Here is a 16,564-nt window from a genome sequence, read left to right as displayed (position 1 = left end):
GGCGTCCCTCCCGGCGGCCGGGCGACCCGGCCGGCGGACGCCGCGCCGGACCGCCCGGGGCGGCGCGTCACCGCGCCGGCAGCCAGCCGACCTGGACCAGCGGGGTCCCCCGCTTGCGGGAGACGAAGTAGCCGCGGCCCGGGGGCATCGGACGGGCGCGTACGTTGCCCAGCAGGTCGCCCTCGCCGGGATCGCCGGACAGGACCACGCCCTGGGCGCCGAGCTCCTTCATGCGCTGCATGAACGGCTCGTAGGAGGCGCGGGAGGCGCCGGCCGCGCTGCGGGCGATGACGAAGCAGACGCCGATGTCGCGGGCGAAGGGCAGCAGCTCCGTGAGCATGGCCAGCGGGTTGCCGCTGGAGGTGGAGACCAGCTCGTAGTCGTCGATGATCAGGAACATCTTCGGCCCCGCCCACCAGCTGCGGTCGCGCAACTGCTGAGGCGTGACGTCCTCCGGCGGGGTGCGCTTCTCCATCAGGTCCTTCATCGCGGCCATGTGCGTGTCCATGGCGTTGGACATGGCGGCGTACACGATGAGGTGCGAGTCCGGGATGTTGCTCAGCAGGGAGCGCCGGTAGTCGGCCACGACGATGCGCGCCTCGTCGGGCGTGTAACGCTCGCAGATCTGCTTGGCCAGCAGGCGCAGCAGCGCGGTCTTGCCCGACTCGCTCTCGCCGAAGACCAGGAAGAACGGGTCGGTCTCGAAGTCGACGAAGACCGGCTGGAGGGTGTTCTCGTCGATGCCGAAGGCGACGCCGTACTGCGGGTGGTCGCCGCCCTTGGGCAGCAGGTCGGCGGAGAGCTCGCGGGGGAGCAGCCGGACCGGCGGGGCCGGCGGGCCCTGCCAGGCGCCGGCCACCGCGCCGTTCATCGCGGCGGTGGCGTCGGACAGCTCGTCGTCGGAGGCGACCCCGTCGATGCGGGGGACCGCGGTCATGAAGTGGAGCTTGTCCGGCGTCTGGCCGCGGCCGGCCGTGTCCGGGGGGACGTTCGCGGCCACCTTGCGGTCGAACTCGGAGTCCATGGTGTCGCCGAGCCGCAGCTCCAGCCGGTTCAGCAGCTGGTCCTTCAGCGCCGGGCGCACCTCCATGTAGCGGGAGGCGCTGACGACGACGTGGACGCCGTAGCCGAGGCCGCGCGACGCGATGTTGATCACGGCCTCCTCCAGCACGTCGTACTCCTGCTTGAAGCCGCCCCAGCCGTCGATGACCAGGAAGACGTCGCCCCACGGCTGGTCGGTGATCTCCCCGCGCGCCCGGCGGCGCCGGTAGGTGGCCACGGAGTCGATCCCGTGGGCGCGGAAGTACTCCTCGCGCTGGGCGAGGACCCCGGCGACCTCCGCCACCGTGCGGCGGACCCGCTCCGGGTCCAGGCGGGAGGCGACGCCGCCCACGTGCGGCAGGCCCGTCACCGCCGACAGGCCCCCGCCGCCGAAGTCCAGCCCGTAGAACTGGACCTCCTGCGGGGTGTGGGTGAGGGCGAAGGAGGAGATCAGGGTGCGCAGCAGGGTGGACTTGCCCGACTGCGGACCGCCGACGACCAGCATGTGGCCCGCGGCGCCGGAGAAGTCGCGCAGCAGCGTCTCGCGCCGCTGCTCGTACGGCTTGTCCACCAATCCCAGGGGCACCACCAGCCGGCCCGCGTGCGGGTAGTCGGGCTGGGTCAGGCCGCGGCCGGCGACCGCCGTCAGACCGGGCAGCAGCTCGTCCAGCGGCGGCGCCTGGTCCAGGGGCGGCAGCCAGACCTGGTGGGCGGCCGGGCCCTGGTTCTCCAGACGGCGCACGACGACGTCCAGGACGGTGTCCGCCAGCGCGTCGTCCTCCGGCGGGGCGGCGGGCGCGGCCGGCGCGGGCTCGGAGCGCCGTGCGGGCAGCGGGACCGGTCTGGCCGTGAAGAGCACCGGACGCCGGTCCGCGGGCAGCGGGCCGGCGGCACCGCCACCGCCGCCGGAGCCCGAGCGGTAGACCCCCGAGACGTAGGCCGCCTTGAAGCGCACCATCTCCTCGGTGCCGAACTTCAGATAGCCGGAGCCGGGCACCGACGGCAGGTGGTACGCGTCCGGCACGCCGAGGGCGGCACGCGACTCGGCGGCCGAGAAGGTGCGCAGACCGATGCGGTACGACAGGTACGTCTCCAGGCCCCGCAGCCGGCCCTCCTCCAGACGCTGCGACGCCAGCAGCAGGTGCACCCCCAGCGAACGGCCGATGCGGCCGATCTGGATGAACATGTCGATGAAGTCGGGCTTGGCCGTCAGCAGTTCGCTGAACTCGTCGATGACCAGCACCAGCGAGGCGATCGGCACCAGCGGGGCGCCCGCGGCGCGCGCCCGCTCGTAGTCGTGGATGTTGGCGTAGTTGCCCGCGTCGCGCAGCAGCTCCTGCCGGCGGTTGAGCTCGCCGCGGATGGAGTCGCCCATGCGGTCGACCAGCGAGAGGTCGTCGGCCAGGTTGGTGATGACGGCCGCCACGTGCGGCATCTGCGCCATCCCGGCGAAGGTCGCGCCGCCCTTGAAGTCCGCCAGGACGAAGTTCAGCGTCTCCGAGGTGTGGGTGACCGCCAGGCCCAGGACGAGGGTGCGCAGCAGCTCGGACTTGCCCGAACCGGTCGCGCCGACACACAGGCCGTGCGGGCCCATGCCGTCCTGCGCGGCCTCCTTCAGGTCCAGCATGACCGGCTGGCCGTCCTCGCCGACACCGATCGGCACGCGCAGCCGCTCGGCCGTCGAACGCGGCCGCCAGGTGCGGCGCACGTCGACCGAGGCCGCGTCGCCCAGGTTCAGCAGGTCGGTGAACTCCAGGTTCGCCAGCAGCGGTTCGTCGTCGCCCCCGCCCGTGCCCATGCGCAGCGGGGCGAGCTGGCGGGCCAGCGCCTCGGCCGCCTCCAGGGACAGGAAGTCGGGCCGGCCCTCGTAGACCGCGCCGTGCCCCGACTCCAGCCGCAGCTCGCCCGGGCGCACGACCACCGACAGACCGCCGCGCGGACTGCCGATCTCACCGGGCACGACCTCGACGACCGTGACCCCCTGCAGGCCCTCGGCGGAGGCCAGCAGCGAGCCCGGGGGCACCACCGCGCCGCCGTCCAGCACCACCAGGACGTGCGGCTGGTCCAGCAGCGGCTGCCCGCCGGAGTTGAAGCGCGGGCGGCCCTCCAGTCCGGCGCCCAGCAGCCGTTCCGCCTCCGCCGTGTCGGTCGTGATCAGACGGCCGGTGCCCGCGCCGTCGGTGACCGCCGAGGTCTGCGCGTGCGGAAGCCACTTGGCCCACTCCCACCGCTCCGCCCCGTCGCGCCCGGTGACGATCGCGACCACCAGGTCGTCGGGGGAGTGCAGCGAGACCAGCGAGGCCACCATCGCGCGGACGCCGCCGTGCACCGACTCCGGCTCGCCGCTCACCGTCAGGTGGTAGAAGGCGCGCAGGGAGACCGCCATCGGCAGGTCCTCGACGGTGCCGTGCGTCCGCAGGAACTGGTGCATCGCGCCCGCCGTCAGCGGCTCCAGCTCGTCCACCGGCGCCGTCTCCGGCGCCACCAGCGGCGTGGCCAGCCGGTGCGTGCCCAGGCCGACCCGTACGTGCACGAAGTCGTCGTCGCCCGCGCGCCGTTCCCACACCCGGCTGCCCTCGGCCACCAGGGCCCACAGCTGGTCCGGCGAGGGGTGCAGGTAGTACTGCGCGTCGCGCTGCCTGCGCGCCGTCCTGCGGACCCTGCGCCGGGTCTGGGCGAGGTACTTGAGGTAGTCGCGGCGCATCTGCGCCATCTCGCCCTGCGTGCCTCTGCGGTAGCGCACGATGGTGGCGATGAGCATGGCGATCGTGGACACGATCATGATCACGCCCATGATGCGCATGAACGGGTGCGCGTTCGGCATGAAGAAGAAGACGACGGAACCGCCCATGCCCAGCATGGGCAGGAGCTGGAACAGCACGCCCTCCTGCTGCCCGCGGGGCAGCTCGGGGGGCGGTTCGAGCCTCAGATCCTCGCTGGGCACGCTGGGCGGCAGGACCCGTGGCGGTCGCTTGACGACGATCTGACTCACGGAGCATCAATCCCTCGGGCGGAGGGGACGGTTCTTCCTGCCGGCGCCCCCGTGGCGACGGACCCCCCTCCGCGGGTGGCGATCCTACTGGCAGTGCGCAACGGCCGAGGGCGGTAGGGTGTCGCGCGACATACGCGCAGCGTGAACGGCCGGCCGCCGGTGAGGAACCGCGGCGGACCGTGGGGTCCCGCGGACGGCCCGCGCGCGGTCATGGAGCCAGTGAGCAGCCCACGAGGGGGATCTCAAGGTGAGTACGACTGCACCGGCGGCCGCCACCGGTTTCTGCCGGGTCACCATCGTCGCACCCGACAGCCGCATCGACGTGGCCCTCCCCGAGGACGTGCCCGTCGCCGACATCCACCCCGAGATCCTCCGCCTCAGCGGCCAGACCCCCGCCGAGGGCGCGCCCGTCGGCTACCACCTGGTGCGCCGCGACGGCAGCGTGCTCGACAGCGCCCGCTCCTTCGCCGCCCAGCGCGTCCTGGACGGCGAGGTCCTCAGCCTCCGCCCGTTCGCCGAGTCGCTGCCCCCGGCCGTCTTCGACGACGTCTCCGACGCGGTCGCCTCCGCGGTCTCGAAGGACCGCAGGATGTGGAGCGACGACCTGATGCGCGGAGCCGGGCTGGTCGGCGGCGTGGTGCTGCTGTCGCTCATGGCCTTCGTGCTGTGGTTCGCCGACCCCGTCCGCCACGACATGCACAGCCTGCCGGGCATCCTCGCCGCCGTCACCGGAGTGCTCCTCGTCGCCTTCGCGGCGGTACGAGCGCGGGTGTACGACGACCGCCCCGCCGCGATCGCGCTCGGGCTCGCCGCCCTGCCGCACGTGATGATCGCCGGGTCCGGGCTGCTGCCCCTGGAGGACGGCGGCGGCGTCGGCAGACTGCAGTTCCTGCTCGGGTGCGTGGCCGTGCTCGTCGCGTCCGTCTCCCTGATCGCCGCCACGCCCGGCGGGGAGGGCCCGTTCGTCGCCGCCGCCTTCGCCTCCACCGTCGGCACCCTGGCCACCTTCACCGCCATCCTCACCGAGCTGAGCCCGGTGGAGACCGCGGCCGTGTGCGTTCCCGTCGCGATCGGCGCCATCGCCTTCCTGCCCGGCCTGTCCGCCCGCTTCGCCCGGCTCCCCATCGGCTACAACGCGCCGCGCACCGGCGGCATGCGCTATGACGAGGACCCCGACGCCGTCCCCGACACCGCCGGTCCCGTCGACGCGGACCGCATCGCCGCCCAGGCCCGCCGCGGCCACGAGACGCTGCTGGGCCTCGTCGGCGGCTGCGCGGCCGTCACCGTCGCCTCGGCCGCGGTGCTGGGCTTCTCCGACTCCGGCTGGGGACAGCTCCTCGCCCTGGCCGCCGGCCTGGGGACGCTGACGCGCGCCCGCCTGTTCCGCTACACCGCCCAGGTCGCCTGCACCCTCGCCGCGGGCCTGGCCGCCCTCGCCCTGCTCGTCCTGGGCCTGGCCCTCAACCCGCCCGCCGACCTGGTGCGCGAACTGCTGACCGGGGACGGCGGCCCGCTGGACCTGCGCACCATCTGGCTGTCGGCCGCCCTGGCCGGCGCGGCGGCCCTGGCCACGGCCATCGGGCTGATCGTGCCGCGGCGCGGCGTCACTCCTTTCTGGGGCCGCTTCCTCGACTTCGCCGAGGGCTTCGTCCTGCTGTCCCTGGTCCCGCTGTGCCTGGCCGTGCTGGACGCCTACTCCGCCGCCCGGAGCATGACCGGCTGACGGCTCCGGACCGCCGTCAGGATCACCGTCCGGACCGCCCGGCGCTGACCTGCGGTGAGCGATCCGTCGCACGACTGGTAGGGTGGTCGACGGCCGTTTGCGTACGCGTCTTCCGGGAGCACCTGGAGGCAGCGCCCAGCGGACCCCGCCTCCCGAGTCGTGGAAGATCCCCTGAGCGGAAGACCAGGGGCACTCGGTGGCCTCGACGAAGAACCCAAGGAGTATCGCGTGTCGCTCGACGCCGCTACGAAGAAGCAGATCATGACCGAGTTCGCCACCAAGGAGGGCGACACCGGCTCCCCCGAGGTCCAGGTCGCGCTGCTCACCCGCCGCATCTCGGACCTCACCGAGCACCTGAAGACCCACAAGCACGACCACCACTCCCGCCGTGGTCTGCTGCTGCTGGTCGGCCAGCGCCGCCGCCTGCTGCAGTACCTGGCGAAGAAGGACATCCAGCGCTTCCGCGCGCTGGTCGAGCGCCTGGGCATCCGCCGCGGCGCGGCCGGCGCCCGGTAGCACGCCGTGAAGGGAGCGGTCCCCGGAGAGGGGACCGCTCCCTTTGCCGTACTCGCGGCACCTCACGGGCTCTCACGGGGACCGGAAGCTTTGTACTCTGGTCCCACAACGACATACGGAACGAGGGGGAGCGCCTTCACGCCGCCGGTCCTCGGTAGTGGCCCCCGGGAGAAAAAGGTCCCGGGAGCTTCGATCGAAGACCGGCCCGTACGGGAAGACGCTCCACCGCCACCGTCCCCGCCACACGGGCGGAGACGCAGACGAGGAGAATTCCCTGGTGGAGAACGAGACCCACTACGCCGAGGCCGTCATCGACAACGGTTCCTTCGGCACCCGCACCATCCGCTTCGAGACGGGCCGCCTGGCCCGCCAGGCCGCCGGCTCCGCCGTGGCCTACCTGGACGACGACACCATGGTGCTGTCGGCCACCACCGCCTCGAAGCACCCCAAGGAGCAGCTGGACTTCTTCCCCCTGACGGTCGACGTCGAGGAGCGGATGTACGCCGCGGGCAAGATCCCCGGCTCCTTCTTCCGTCGCGAGGGCCGCCCGAGCGAGGACGCGATCCTCACCTGCCGCCTGATCGACCGCCCGCTGCGCCCCTCCTTCAAGAAGGGCCTGCGCAACGAGATCCAGATCGTCGAGACGATCCTCGCGCTCAACCCCGACCACCTGTACGACGTGGTCGCCATCAACGCCGCCTCCTGCTCCACGCAGCTGGCCGGGCTGCCCTTCTCCGGGCCCGTGGGCGGCACCCGCGTCGCCCTGATCCGCGGCCAGTGGGTGGCCTTCCCCACCCACACCGAGCTGGAGGAGGCCGTCTTCGACATGGTCGTCGCCGGCCGTGTCCTGCCCGACGGCGACGTGGCGATCATGATGGTCGAGGCCGAGGCCACCGAGAGGACCGTCGAGCTGGTCAAGGGCGGCGCCGAGGCGCCGACCGAGGAGGTCGTCGCCGCCGGCCTGGAGGCCGCCAAGCCCTTCATCAAGACCCTGTGCAGGGCCCAGTCGGACCTGGCCGCCAAGGCCGCCAAGCCGGTCGCCGAGTTCCCGATCTACCTGGACTACCAGGACGACGTGTACGAGGCGCTGACCGAGGCCGTCCGCGACGAGCTGGCCCAGGCCCTCACCATCGGCGGCAAGCTGGACCGCGAGGCCGAGCTGGACCGCGTCAAGGCGCTGGCCGCCGAGAAGCTGCTGCCGCAGTTCGAGGGGCGCGAGAAGGAGATCTCCGCGGCGTACCGCTCGCTGACCAAGGCCCTGGTCCGCGAGCGCGTCATCAAGGAGAAGAAGCGCATCGACGGCCGCGGGCTCACCGACATCCGCACCCTGGCCGCCGAGGTCGAGGCGATCCCGCGGGTGCACGGTTCGGCGCTGTTCGAGCGCGGCGAGACCCAGATCCTGGGTGTCACCACCCTCAACATGCTCCGCATGGAGCAGCAGCTCGACACCCTCTCGCCGGTGACGCGCAAGCGCTACATGCACAACTACAACTTCCCGCCGTACTCCACCGGCGAGACCGGCCGCGTCGGCTCCCCCAAGCGCCGCGAGATCGGCCACGGCGCGCTGGCCGAGCGGGCGCTCGTCCCGGTGCTGCCCTCGCGCGAGGAGTTCCCCTACGCCATCCGCCAGGTCTCCGAGGCGCTGGGCTCCAACGGCTCGACGTCCATGGGCGCGGTCTGCGCCTCCACCATGTCGCTGCTGAACGCCGGCGTGCCGCTCAAGGCGCCGGTCGCCGGCATCGCCATGGGCCTGATCTCCCAGGAGATCGAGGGCGAGACCCACTACGTCACCCTCACCGACATCCTCGGTGCGGAGGACGCCTTCGGCGACATGGACTTCAAGGTCGCCGGCACCCGCCAGTTCGTCACCGCCCTCCAGCTCGACACCAAGCTGGACGGCATCCCGGCCTCCGTGCTGGCCGCGGCCCTCAAGCAGGCCCGCGACGCCCGCCTGCACATCCTGGACGTGATGAACGAGGCCATCGACGTCCCGGACGAGATGTCCCCCAACGCGCCGCGGATCATCACCGTGAAGATCCCGGTCGACAAGATCGGCGAGGTCATCGGCCCCAAGGGCAAGATGATCAACCAGATCCAGGAGGACACCGGCGCCGACATCACCATCGAGGACGACGGCACCATCTACATCGGCGCCGCCGACGGCCCGGCCGCCGAGGCCGCCCGCGCCACCATCAACGGCATCGCCAACCCGACGATGCCCGAGGTGGGCGAGCGCTACCTGGGCACGGTCGTGAAGACCACCACCTTCGGTGCCTTCGTCTCCCTGCTCCCGGGCAAGGACGGCCTGCTGCACATCTCGCAGATCCGCAAGCTCGCCGGCGGCAAGCGCGTGGAGAACGTCGAGGACGTGCTGGGGGTCGGCCAGAAGGTCCAGGTCGAGATCGCCGAGATCGACCAGCGCGGCAAGCTGTCGCTGATCCCGGTCCTCGACGAGGACGAGAAGGAAGGCGGCGAGACCGCCGACGCCGACGCCGACGCGAAGGACGCTGCGACCAAGTGACGCGCACGCCCCGTACGACGGCCCGCCCCACCGCCACGGTGGGGCGGGCCGTCGCCCGTGCCCATCCGGCCTCCGGCCCCTCCGCGCGGTCGTGGACCGCCGCCCCGTCGGCCTCCGGGAACAGCGCGGGAACCGTCCGCAAGACCGTGCTCCCCGGCGGCCTGCGCGTCGTCACCGAGTCCGTGCCGACCGTCCGCTCCGCCACCTTCGGCATCTGGGCGAGGGTCGGCTCCCGCGACGAGACGCCCGCGCTCAACGGCGCCACCCACTACCTGGAGCACCTGCTCTTCAAGGGCACCGGACGGCGCAGCGCCCTGGACATCTCCGCGGAGATCGACGCGGTCGGCGGCGAGATGAACGCCTTCACGGCGAAGGAGTTCACCTGCTACTACGCCCGGGTCCTGGACACCGACCTGCCGCTGGCGGTCGACGTCGTCTGCGACATGCTGACCGGCTCGCTGATCAGGGCCGAGGACGTCGACGCCGAGCGCAACGTCGTCCTGGAAGAGATCGCCATGACCGAGGACGACCCCGGGGACTGCGTCCACGACCTGTTCGCCAAGACCATGCTCGGCGACACCCCGCTGGGCCGCCCGGTCCTGGGCACCACCGAGACGATCAACGCCCTGACCCGCGACCGCATCGCCCGCTTCTACCGCAGGCACTACGACCCGACCCACCTGGTCGTCGCCGCCGCGGGCAACCTCGACCACGACACGGTCGTACGCCAGGTGCACGAGGCCTTCGAGCGGGCGGGCGCTCTGAGCCGCGCCGACGCCGAGCCCGTCGCCCCCCGCGCCGGCTCGCGCCGCATCCGCACCGCCGGCCGTGTCGACCTGCTGGACCGGGGCACCGAGCAGGCCCACATGGTCCTGGGCATGCCGGGCCTCTCCCGCACCGACGAGCGCCGCTGGGCGCTGGAGGTGCTCAGCGCGGCCCTCGGCGGGGGCATGAGCTCACGCCTGTTCCAGGAGGTGCGGGAGAAGCGCGGACTGGCCTACAGCGTGTACTCCTACACCTCCGGCTTCGCCGACTGCGGCCTGTTCGGCGTGTACGTGGGCTGCCGTCCCAACCTGGTCCACGACGTGCTGAAGATCTGCCGCGACGAACTCGACCACGTCGCCGAGCACGGCCTGGGCGACGAGGAGCTGCACCGCGCCGTGGGGCAGGTGTCCGGCTCCACGGTCCTGGGCCTGGAGGACACCGGCGCGCTGATGAACCACATCGGCAAGGGCGAGCTGTGCTGGGGCGAGCAGCTGTCGGTCGACGGGATGCTCGCGAAGATCGCCTCCGTCACCCCGGACGACGTCCGCTCGGTGGCGCGCGAGATCCTGGGATGGCGGCCCTCGCTGTCGGTCATCGGCCCGCTGACCGACCGGCAGAGCGCCCGCCTGGACGAAGCCGTCGCCTGACCCGAGGCCCTCGCCGGGCCCGTACCCGTGAAGGGAACACGCACATGAGCAAGCTCCGCGTAGCAGTCCTCGGCGCCAGGGGCCGGATCGGCTCCGAGGCCGTACGCGCCGTGGAGGGCGCCGACGACATGGAGCTCGTCGCGGCCCTGGACAAGGACGACAAGCCGGAGGCGCTCACCGAGGCCGGCGCCCAGGTCGCGGTGGACCTGACCCACCCCGACTCGGTGATGGACAACCTCGAGTTCTGCGTCGGCCACGGCGTCCACGGCGTCGTCGGTACCACCGGCTGGACCGACGAGCGGTTCGGGAGGCTGCGCACCTGGCTGGAGGCGTCCCCCGGCACCGGTGTGCTGGTCGCGCCGAACTTCTCCATCGGCGCCGTTCTGACCATGCGCTTCGCCCAGCAGGCCGCCCGCTTCTTCGAGTCCGCCGAGGTGGTCGAGCTGCACCACCCGAACAAGGCCGACGCCCCCTCCGGCACCGCCGCCCGCACCGCCCGGCTCATCGCCGCCGCCCGGGCCGAGGCGGGCTGCCCCCCGCAGCCCGACGCCACCACCTCCGCCCTCGACGGCGCCCGCGGCGCGGACGTGGACGGGGTCCCGGTGCACTCGGTACGGCTGCGCGGGCTGCTGGCGCACCAGGAGGTGCTCTTCGGCGACACCGGCGAGACCCTCACCATCCGCCACGACTCGCTGCACCACAGCAGCTTCATGCCCGGCATCCTGCTCGGTGTGCGCCGCGTGGTCGGCACCCCCGGCCTCACCGTGGGGCTGGAGCACTTCCTGGACCTGGACTGACACCCATGGGCGGAAAGATCACCTACGCCTTCCTCGCCGTCTCGCTGGTCGTCGTCTTCGCGGTGGTGGCCCTGGAGGGCGTGCTGCTGCTGGGCACGGGCGAGCCCGCCGCGATGGGGATGGGGGCGATGGCCTTCGTGCTGCCCTGCGTCGGCGCCTGGTTCCTGTGGCACAACACCCGCTTCGCGCGGAACGCCAACCGGCTGGCGCGGGAGCTGGAGGCCGAGGGCGGGCTGCCGGAGGGGCCCGCGCGGACGGCGGGCGGACGCGTGGACAGGGAGTCGGCGGACGAGGTCTTCGCCCGGCGCAAGGCGGAGGCCGAGGCGGCGCCGGACGACTGGCGCTGCTGGTTCCGGCTGGCCGTCGCCTACCGCGACGCCCGGGACACCCCGCGCGCCCGCAAGGCCATGCAGCGGGCCATCGCCCTGCACGACGGCAAGCCCGTCCGGGAGACCGCCGGCTGAGCGCCCCGGAAGCGGCTCCGAGGCGTTTCCGGGGCCGTCCCGGAGGTGCTGCGTACGGATTCCGGAAGGCCCCGGCCCGGAGACTGGGCCGGGGGCCGTGGCGGGAGGGGAGGGCTTACGGGCGGCGGTTCTCCGCGGCCCAGCCCTCCACCACGTCGGCGGCCTGGTCGAAGGAGTCGGAGGCCGACAGGAAGTCCGCGTTGTGGTCGGTCAGCACCGGCCTCAGCGCCTCGCGGCCCCGCGGCTCGACGAGCAGGGCCTGGCCCTGCACGGTACGCGGCATGCCCAGCCACTTCACCGGCTGCTGCACCGTCCGTACGGCCGCGACGTCCCGCCAGGCCACCGTCGTCGTCGAGAACAGGCCCACCTGGCGTATGCCGTGGGCGCTGACCCAGACCCCCACGCGCAGCAGGCGCAGGGCGTACGTGATCACCAGCGCCGCGACGGCCACGCACACGACCGCCTCCACGAGGGTGCCGGCCATGGCGATGACCAGGGTGGACATCAGCATGTAGGCGGCGAGCAGCAGCGCCAGCGCCGCCCCGGCGACACGCCAGGGGCCGGGCCGGTAAGGGCGCCGCCATCTCTCCCGCTCCTCGTACGGCAGCGGTGCGTCGGAGGTGATGGCGTCCAGTTCGCCGTCGGCCGTCAGGAAGTGCAGGGGCACGGGATCCTCGCTCACGGGCACAGTGGGTGGGGGCCTGTGAGCGAGGAGATTATCAGCGGCCCTCGGCGGCGGTCGGCTGGTCCGGCCTGCCGTCCTGGGGCTGCGGCGTCTCCAGGGCGGGCACCCCCAGGAGCAGGGATCCGACGAGTCCGGCGACCACGACCAGCCCCAGCAGCACGCGGCCCGCCATGTCGGCTCCGGTGGGGCGGCGGCGCGGGGGCGTGACGTTGCTGTGGAAGTGCCCGGACTCGGCGACGAAGGCGAAGGGCACGGACTCTTCGCGACGGACCATCTGCTGCTCCTTGAACGGCGATCTGCACTGTCGCAGGGGGAACGTCCAGACGTTCGAGGAAGTGCCCGTTTTCGACTGCTTGCAGCAAAATATCAGTGACTGTGCCGGCTTCCGGGCCCGCAGGACGCGCGAGGGGGTGAAGTCGCTCCCGCGGCCGTCGCCGCCATAGGCTGTCCGCCGCCCCGAGTTCCGACGTGGCACGACTGGAAGGATCCCCCCGGTGTCCGACGCCCCCGACCTCCGCTTCCGCAGTGACATGACCGTCGAGCTGGTCAAACACTCGGCCGCCGACACCGACGTGCTGTGGGCGGCGCGGGTCTCCACCGCGGGCGAGCAGTCCCTGGACGAGCTGGAGAAGGACCCGGAGCGCTCCAGGGGACTGATCAACTTCCTGATGCGCGACCGGCACGGCAGTCCGTTCGAGCACAACTCGATGACCTTCTTCATCAGCGCGCCGCTGTTCGTCTTCCGCGAGTTCCACCGCCACCGGGTGGGCTGGTCCTACAACGAGGAGTCCGGCCGCTACCGGGAGCTGGAGCCCGTCTTCTACGTCCCCGACGCCTCCCGCAGGCTGGTGCAGGAGGGCCGCCCGGGCAAGTACCGGTTCGTCGAGGGCACCGAGAAGCAGCACCGGCTGGTCACCGAGTCCCTGGAGGACTCGTACCGCCGTTCCTACGAGGCGTACCAGGGGATGCTGGCCGCCGGCGTCGCCCGCGAGGTGGCCCGCGCCGCCCTCCCGGTCGGCCTGTACTCCTCCATGTACGCCACCTGCAACGCCCGCTCGCTGATGCACTTCCTGGGGCTGCGCACCCAGCACGAGCTGGCGCGGGTGCCCTCCTTCCCGCAGCGGGAGATCGAGATGGTCGCCGAGCGGATGGAGGAGCACTGGGCCGGGCTCATGCCGCTCACCCACGCGGCGTTCAACGCCAACGGGCGGGTCGCTCCCTAGGGGGTTCCCGGGCTGCCGCCATTGATGTCCGTATTGCGGCTTTTGGGAAGGTTCGTCTACGCTCTTTCCAAGGACCCGGCACTGTCTGAACCCCCGAGCGGACAGTGCCGGGCTCCTCAACCCCATCCCGAGGGAGCATCGCACCGCAGGCTGCGAGTAGCGTGGGACCCATGGCTCCGACCTCCACACCGCAGACGCCCTTCGGGCGGGTCCTGACCGCGATGGTCACGCCGTTCACCGCGGACGGCGATCTCGACCTCGACGGCGCGCAGCGGCTCGCCGTACACCTGGTGGACGCAGGCAACGACGGCATCATCGTCAACGGCACCACCGGTGAGTCCCCGACCACCAGCGATGCGGAGAAAGCCCAGCTCGTACGCGCCGTGGTCGAGGCGGTCGGCGACCGGGCCCACGTCGTCGCCGGAGCCGGCACCAACGACACCCGGCACAGCCTGGAACTGGCCCGCGCGGCCGAGCGGGCGGGCGCCCACGGCCTGCTGGCCGTCACGCCGTACTACAGCAAGCCCCCGCAGGAGGGCCTGTACCGGCACTTCACCGCCATCGCCGACGCCACCGGCCTGCCGGTCATGCTCTACGACATCCCCGGCCGCAGCGGCGTCCCCATCAACACCGAGACCATCGTCCGGCTGGCCGAGCACCCCAGGATCGTCGCCAACAAGGACGCCAAGGGCGACCTGGGCCGCGCGAGCTGGGCCATCGCGAGCAGCGGGCTCGCCTGGTACAGCGGGGACGACATGCTCAACCTCCCGCTGCTGTCCGTCGGCGCGGTCGGCTTCGTCTCGGTCGTCGGCCACGTGGTCGCCCCCGAACTGCGCGCGATGCTGGAGGCCCACCTCAGCGGCGACGTCACCAAGGCGACGGAGATCCACCAGAAGCTGCTGCCGGTCTTCACCGGCATGTTCCGCACCCAGGGCGTGATCACCACCAAGGCCGCCCTCGCCCTCCAGGGACTGCCCGCCGGTCCCCTGCGCATGCCGCTCGTCGAGCTGACCCCGGAGGAGACCGAGCAGCTCAGGCGCGATCTCGCGGCGGGCGGGGTACAGCTCTGACACGGACTTCACAACTACATACGGACCAACAACTGCAAGTGCACGACGATCGCGCGCCACGTGCCCCGCGGGGGCGCGTGGCGCGCGTGGTGAGGAGAGTCTTTTGAGCCACCCGCATCCCGAACTCGGCCCGCCGCCGCCGCTGCCCGAGGGCGGCCTGCGCGTCACCCCGCTGGGCGGTCTCGGCGAGATCGGCCGCAACATGACCGTCTTCGAGTACGGCGGCCGGCTGCTCATCGTCGACTGCGGCGTCCTCTTCCCCGAGGAGGAACAGCCCGGCGTCGACCTGATCCTCCCGGACTTCAGCTCCGTGAGGGACCGGCTGGACGACATCGACGGCATCGTCCTGACCCACGGGCACGAGGACCACATCGGCGGCGTCCCGTACCTGCTGAGGGAGAAGCCCGACATCCCGCTGATCGGCTCCAAGCTGACCCTGGCCCTGATCGAGGCCAAGCTCCAGGAGCACCGCATCCGCCCGTACACCCTCGAGGTGGCCGAGGGGAACCGCGAGCGCATCGGCCCCTTCGACTGCGAGTTCGTGGCGGTCAACCACTCCATCCCGGACGCGCTGGCCGTCGCCGTCCGGACTCCCGCCGGCATGGCGGTGCACACCGGCGACTTCAAGATGGACCAGCTTCCGCTGGACCGCCGCCTCACCGACCTGCGCACCTTCGCGCGCCTGGGCGAGGAGGGCATCGACCTGCTGCTGTCGGACTCCACCAACGCCGAGGTGCCCGGCTTCACCCCGCACGAGCGGGACATCTCGCAGGTGCTGCGCCAGGTCTTCGCCGGAGCCCGGAAGCGCATCATCGTGGCGAGCTTCGCCAGCCACGTCCACCGCATCCAGCAGATCCTCGACGCGGCCCACGAGCACGGCCGCCGCGTCGCCTTCGTCGGCCGGTCGATGGTCCGCAACATGGGCATCGCCCGCGACCTGGGCTACCTCAAGGTGCCCGCCGGCCTCGTCGTGGACGTGAAGACGCTGGACGACCTGCCGGACGACGAGGTGGTGCTCGTCTGCACCGGCTCGCAGGGCGAGCCGATGGCGGCGCTGTCGCGGATGGCCAACCGAGACCACCAGATCCGCATCGTCCCCGGCGACACGGTGATCCTCGCCTCCTCGCTGATCCCGGGCAACGAGAACGCGGTCTACCGCGTGATCAACGGCCTGACCCGGTGGGGCGCCGACGTCGTCCACAAGGGCAACGCCAAGGTCCACGTCTCCGGCCACGCCTCGGCGGGCGAGCTGCTGTACTTCTACAACATCTGCCAGCCGAAGAACCTGATGCCGGTCCACGGCGAGTGGCGCCACCTGCGCGCCAACGCGGAGCTGGGCGCACAGACCGGTGTGCCCAAGGACCACATCGTCATCGCCGAGGACGGTGTGGTGGTCGACCTGGTCGACGGCAGGGCCAAGATCGTCGGAAAGGTCCAGGCGGGCTACGTCTACGTCGACGGCCTGTCGGTCGGCGACGTCACCGAGTCCTCACTGAAGGACCGCCGCATCCTGGGGGAGGAGGGGATCATCTCGATCTTCGTGGTGGTGGACAGCACCACCGGCAAGATCACCGGTGGTCCGCACATCCAGTCCCGGGGCTCGGGCATCGACGACAGCGACTTCGAGTCGGTGATCCCCAAGATCGACGAAGCGCTGGCCAAGTCGGCCCAGGACGGCATCTCCGAACCGCACCAGGTGCAGCAGCTCATCCGCCGCGTGGTGGGCAGGTGGGTGTCGGACAACTACCGTCGCCGGCCCATGATCCTCCCCGTGGTCGTCGAGGTCTGAGGTCCCGACAGGGGGCGGGGCACCGGGATTTGCATCCGGGCGCCCCGCTCCAGTACGTTTAAGTCTCCGCCGAACGGGAACCGGAAGCAGTCTTGCTCCGGAGGACTCCCGGTGGCCGGGATCATGAACGGGACGGAAACGGACCGGAAAACGATTCTGGTAAGGTTGGAAACACCGAAGGGAAGCGCCCGGAGGGACCCCGGGAGGGGTGCCGAAGGAAGCGTCCGTTCCTTGAGAACTCAACAGCGTGCCAAAAGTCAACGCCAGATATGTTGATACCCCGTTCCCGCGGCCGAGTAGACGGCCGAGGGGCGAGGTTCCTTTGAAACAC

12 protein-coding genes are annotated in these 16,564 nt (G+C 71.9%); 9 read left to right on the top strand and 3 right to left on the bottom strand.

All coding sequences use genetic code 11. From position 1 onward, the window contains the following. Positions 1-67 precede the first annotated feature (67 nt). On the bottom strand, positions 68-4,033 hold the full coding sequence (gene eccCa / locus QC029_RS19935; protein WP_279557065.1) for a type VII secretion protein EccCa: 3,966 nt from the start codon (positions 4,031-4,033) through the stop codon (positions 68-70). A 247-nt stretch (positions 4,034-4,280) separates the two neighbouring features. Between eccCa and eccD the strand changes: the two genes are divergently transcribed. The 6 genes from eccD to QC029_RS19905 all read left to right on the top strand — a co-directional run bounded on the left by eccD (position 4,281) and on the right by QC029_RS19905 (position 11,466). Further along, positions 4,281-5,756, top strand: a complete 1,476-nt coding sequence (gene eccD / locus QC029_RS19930) for a type VII secretion integral membrane protein EccD (protein WP_279557064.1) — start codon at positions 4,281-4,283, stop codon at positions 5,754-5,756. Between the two features lie 228 nt (positions 5,757-5,984). Then, positions 5,985-6,272, top strand: coding sequence for a 30S ribosomal protein S15 (rpsO, locus tag QC029_RS19925; protein ID WP_279557063.1), 288 nt, complete (start codon positions 5,985-5,987; stop codon positions 6,270-6,272). Positions 6,273-6,549: 277 nt separating this feature from the next. Then, on the top strand, positions 6,550-8,793 hold the full coding sequence (locus QC029_RS19920) for a polyribonucleotide nucleotidyltransferase (protein ID WP_279557062.1): 2,244 nt from the start codon (positions 6,550-6,552) through the stop codon (positions 8,791-8,793). After that, positions 8,790-10,205: a pitrilysin family protein gene (locus tag QC029_RS19915; protein WP_279557061.1), complete on the top strand. Its 1,416-nt coding sequence runs from the start codon at positions 8,790-8,792 to the stop codon at positions 10,203-10,205. The genes QC029_RS19920 and QC029_RS19915 overlap by 4 nt, the downstream gene beginning before the upstream one ends. Before the next feature lie 44 nt (positions 10,206-10,249). Further along, the gene (gene dapB, locus QC029_RS19910; RefSeq protein WP_279557060.1) at positions 10,250-11,002 is read left to right on the top strand and encodes a 4-hydroxy-tetrahydrodipicolinate reductase; all 753 of its coding nucleotides are present in this window, start codon (positions 10,250-10,252) and stop codon (positions 11,000-11,002) included. Between the two features lie 5 nt (positions 11,003-11,007). Continuing rightward, on the top strand, positions 11,008-11,466 hold the full coding sequence (locus QC029_RS19905) for a hypothetical protein (RefSeq protein WP_279557059.1): 459 nt from the start codon (positions 11,008-11,010) through the stop codon (positions 11,464-11,466). Positions 11,467-11,581: 115 nt separating this feature from the next. Here the strand turns inward: QC029_RS19905 and QC029_RS19900 are convergent, their stop codons facing one another. Further along, positions 11,582-12,133 carry a hypothetical protein gene (locus tag QC029_RS19900; RefSeq protein WP_279557102.1) on the bottom strand — a complete coding sequence of 184 codons (552 nt, stop codon included), beginning with the start codon at positions 12,131-12,133 and terminating at the stop codon, positions 11,582-11,584. A gap of 52 nt (positions 12,134-12,185) precedes the next feature. Continuing rightward, complete coding sequence (locus QC029_RS19895) at positions 12,186-12,425, bottom strand: hypothetical protein (RefSeq protein WP_279557058.1); 240 nt, start codon at positions 12,423-12,425, stop codon at positions 12,186-12,188. A 256-nt stretch (positions 12,426-12,681) separates the two neighbouring features. Between QC029_RS19895 and thyX the strand changes: the two genes are divergently transcribed. The 3 genes from thyX (at position 12,682) to QC029_RS19880 (ending at position 16,233) form a co-directional block, all read left to right on the top strand. Further along, positions 12,682-13,374 carry an FAD-dependent thymidylate synthase gene (gene thyX, locus QC029_RS19890; RefSeq protein WP_279557101.1) on the top strand — a complete coding sequence of 231 codons (693 nt, stop codon included), beginning with the start codon at positions 12,682-12,684 and terminating at the stop codon, positions 13,372-13,374. Positions 13,375-13,544: 170 nt separating this feature from the next. Further along, entirely contained in the window at positions 13,545-14,444 is a 900-nt protein-coding gene (gene dapA / locus QC029_RS19885) for a 4-hydroxy-tetrahydrodipicolinate synthase (protein WP_279557057.1), read from the top strand. A 103-nt stretch (positions 14,445-14,547) separates the two neighbouring features. Further along, positions 14,548-16,233, top strand: a complete 1,686-nt coding sequence (locus tag QC029_RS19880) for a ribonuclease J (protein WP_279557056.1) — start codon at positions 14,548-14,550, stop codon at positions 16,231-16,233. Positions 16,234-16,564 lie beyond the last annotated feature (331 nt).

It is taken from the genome of Streptomyces sp. DH37 (assembly GCF_029813835.1).
Lineage (GTDB): Bacteria > Actinomycetota > Actinomycetes > Streptomycetales > Streptomycetaceae > Streptomyces.
This window is presented reverse-complemented; position numbering and strand designations above follow the sequence as displayed.

Coding starts and splice junctions, on each gene's coding strand:
- dapB (WP_279557060.1), top strand. CDS start 10,250: ATGAGCAAGCTCCGCGTAGCAGTCCTCGGCGCCAGGGGCCGGATCGGC.
- QC029_RS19905 (WP_279557059.1), top strand. CDS start 11,008: ATGGGCGGAAAGATCACCTACGCCTTCCTCGCCGTCTCGCTGGTCGTC.
- QC029_RS19895 (WP_279557058.1), bottom strand. CDS start 12,425: ATGGTCCGTCGCGAAGAGTCCGTGCCCTTCGCCTTCGTCGCCGAGTCC.
- thyX (WP_279557101.1), top strand. CDS start 12,682: ATGACCGTCGAGCTGGTCAAACACTCGGCCGCCGACACCGACGTGCTG.
- dapA (WP_279557057.1), top strand. CDS start 13,545: ATGGCTCCGACCTCCACACCGCAGACGCCCTTCGGGCGGGTCCTGACC.